At 49.3% G+C, this 2,541-nt stretch carries 4 protein-coding genes; all 4 read right to left on the reverse strand.

Features of this window, described 5'->3' with window-relative positions; all coding sequences use genetic code 11:
- Positions 1 to 795: hypothetical protein (locus EYB53_RS25180; protein WP_135482374.1), on the reverse strand; the 795-nt coding region annotated here is incomplete at its 3' end.
- Positions 796 to 1,048: 253 nt separating this feature from the next.
- The gene (locus tag EYB53_RS25185; RefSeq protein ID WP_205712777.1) at positions 1,049 to 1,231 is read right to left on the reverse strand and encodes a hypothetical protein; all 183 of its coding nucleotides are present in this window, start codon (positions 1,229 to 1,231) and stop codon (positions 1,049 to 1,051) included.
- Between the two features lie 273 nt (positions 1,232 to 1,504).
- On the reverse strand, positions 1,505 to 1,738 hold the full coding sequence (locus tag EYB53_RS25190) for a hypothetical protein (protein ID WP_135482376.1): 234 nt from the start codon (positions 1,736 to 1,738) through the stop codon (positions 1,505 to 1,507).
- A gap of 10 nt (positions 1,739 to 1,748) precedes the next feature.
- Positions 1,749 to 1,982, reverse strand: a complete 234-nt coding sequence (locus tag EYB53_RS25195) for a hypothetical protein (RefSeq protein WP_135482378.1) — start codon at positions 1,980 to 1,982, stop codon at positions 1,749 to 1,751.
- Positions 1,983 to 2,541: the final 559 nt, after the last annotated feature.

Below are 2,541 nucleotides of genomic sequence, written 5' to 3' on the forward strand. Positions count from 1 at the left end.
CAGATGTTTGGTTGTTAAGGGGCCGACGAGGTGGTCATTTTGGCGAGGGTATTGCTTAAAGGCGAGTAATTGAACAAATGATTCATCTGCCTTAAACTTCGTGCTTAAGTACTCCCATTCCCGCAAGAGAAAATCAGCCGCCCCGACTGTGCCAACGTCAGTCAAGCCAGCAACATAAAAAATCGTTTGCCGCCGCTTTTTATCAACTATCTTTTCAATGAATCCAAACTCAGAACCAGTGAAAGAATCAAGGTGGTCAATCTGAAATGCATTGCAATCTACGACGAATGAAGCCCTGGATTTTAAATTATTTTCAATGTATTTGGAAAATGAATTATACCCAGGACTACCAAGCGAGATAATTGTATTTCTTGATTCCAAATATTTATGTTCTTCTGAAGAAATAATAATATTGACTTTCATATCAGACAAGAGTAATCGGCTTAAAAAACCAGGTTGGTCGGAAAGACCAGGGAAAACTTGGTTAAAAGATTCTCTAAATTTAATTGCGACTAGCATCTCTTTCATTGCAACTGCTTGGCCTTGGTACGAACGGGGTACGCCCTTATTGTCGTATGCTCCTCCAAGCATAATCGACAAGTTTGACAGGTATATTGTCACATGACGATCTTTGTATACACCAAAAAATTGGAGAAGGACATCACGACGTAGTAACTTGTAAGCCAGCCATCCCAAACCTGCAAACAATAATATTACGATTAGGTTCGCAAATACACCTGAAAGTATGTTCAAAAAGACACTGTTCCACCAATCATTTATTGAAAAGCTGTTCATATTGGACCCTTTTCTCCACAATTGTTTGTTATTTGCACCGCCCACAATGGCCTATTGATGATGCAATGATCACTCCCGCATACTCGGCTCCTGCGGCGACCACGGGCAAACGCAGCCACTCACGCTTTGCCTGTTCCTCATCCATCGCTTATACCATTTCAGATTGCAGATTTTGGATTGCCGATTGCCGCGCATGGCGTTCCAATACGCCATGGCAGTACTGACGATGCGGCTTACTCAATTCCAATTGGTATTATTCCTCCTCGAAGTAGTCGAGGTCGATCTTTTTGACGACGTAGCGGCTTACTTCGGTGACGCCGATGTCGTAGTCGAGCATGTATTGGGCCAGCGCTTCGCCGTCGATCAGGACGATCTTCGTTGATGATGCCCTCAATGCCGCCGTCGCCACTGCGCCCAATCGCTTTGCCCGCGTCACAACGCGAGCCGCCGTCGCGCACCGCCGCAGCGTCGCTGGCAGGTTCGCTCGACCGAGACGCGGGATAGCACGAGGCTCCGTGGCAAACAATGCCCAGGTGCAGGGATGCGCCAGGAGCGTCCGCGTGAAGCGAGACGGTGATACCTCGGGCAGGCCTTCTGCCTGCGTACCCCTCCGTTATTGCCACGGGCATGAAAAAGGACCTTGACACCACAAGAGGGAGGGCTTGCGCCGCTTTTGCGCCCGTGCGGTGCTGCGACAACCGTTTTATCTTTATGCAGCCCGCAGCAGCGCTTCTTGGATGTTTGGCGCAAAATCAACCGGGATGAAATACCCTTTGGGGTACATATAATCCTCGCCCGATTCATCAATCACCCGGAGCAAGTTATGCCTTGCTGCCCGGTCATCGGGAATGACCTGATAAATTTTGCGCCGTTCGAGTGCGGCCGGATAGTCAGTATTCTCAATACAGATCACGAAGCGGAGTTTAGGTTGTTCTACGGTCATCGGATCCTCCCTAATCAAGCAGATACTTGATCTTCACTTCCTTGCGCCCAAAGCTCGTCGCTTCATACCAATGCACTTCTGCGCGATGCATGGTTCCATCTTCAAGAACAATGGTAGCCGTCCCTTTTTTCTTGCGCCATCGTGCTTTGCCATAGATTTTCCGTAGCCGTTCTATCTCTCGTATACTGATATTCGTCGCAATGGTCTCGACATCGTCGATCTCACTGATAATATCGAATCGCATTCCTGATATGCCTTCGTTTTTCCGCCCATGACATACCTATTGTAGCATAGCTGGTTATCTGTCAATAGTTTACGCTATACCACGTAATATTCGTGTCGTCCATCACTCCGAGCGCACGCCAGCCCCGTCCAAAAACCCCATCAATGTTGCTTTGCCCGCCTGTTTTTCAGCCCGCGCTTGCTGCGCCAAGCTTACAAGGGCATCGCCGGATTGCGCAAATGCCTGATCCCAACGCGCTTCATCCGCTCATTCTTCCAAAATGAGCGCCGCTATCGCATCCTGCTGCGCAGGAGACAGGCGCTGCATTTCGGCAAGAGCTTGTGCAAGCAGAGCGGTCATACGGTTCTCCTTTGGATACGCAAGCTATCTCCCTCGTAAGTATACCGCATATCGTCCGACAGCGGCGTTTTGCACTTTTCACATGCGCGACGGTCTGACAAACCTATGCGGGCTAGTTCCTTCGCGCCTTTGCGTCAAAAACCGAGCTTCTTTGCAAAGGATTGAGGCAAACGCAGCCACTCACGCTTTGCCTGCTCCTCCTCCATCGCCTATTCCTCCT

The sequence above is a fragment of the Candidatus Chloroploca mongolica genome (assembly GCF_004762035.2).
GTDB classification, from domain to species: domain Bacteria; phylum Chloroflexota; class Chloroflexia; order Chloroflexales; family Chloroflexaceae; genus Chloroploca; species Chloroploca mongolica.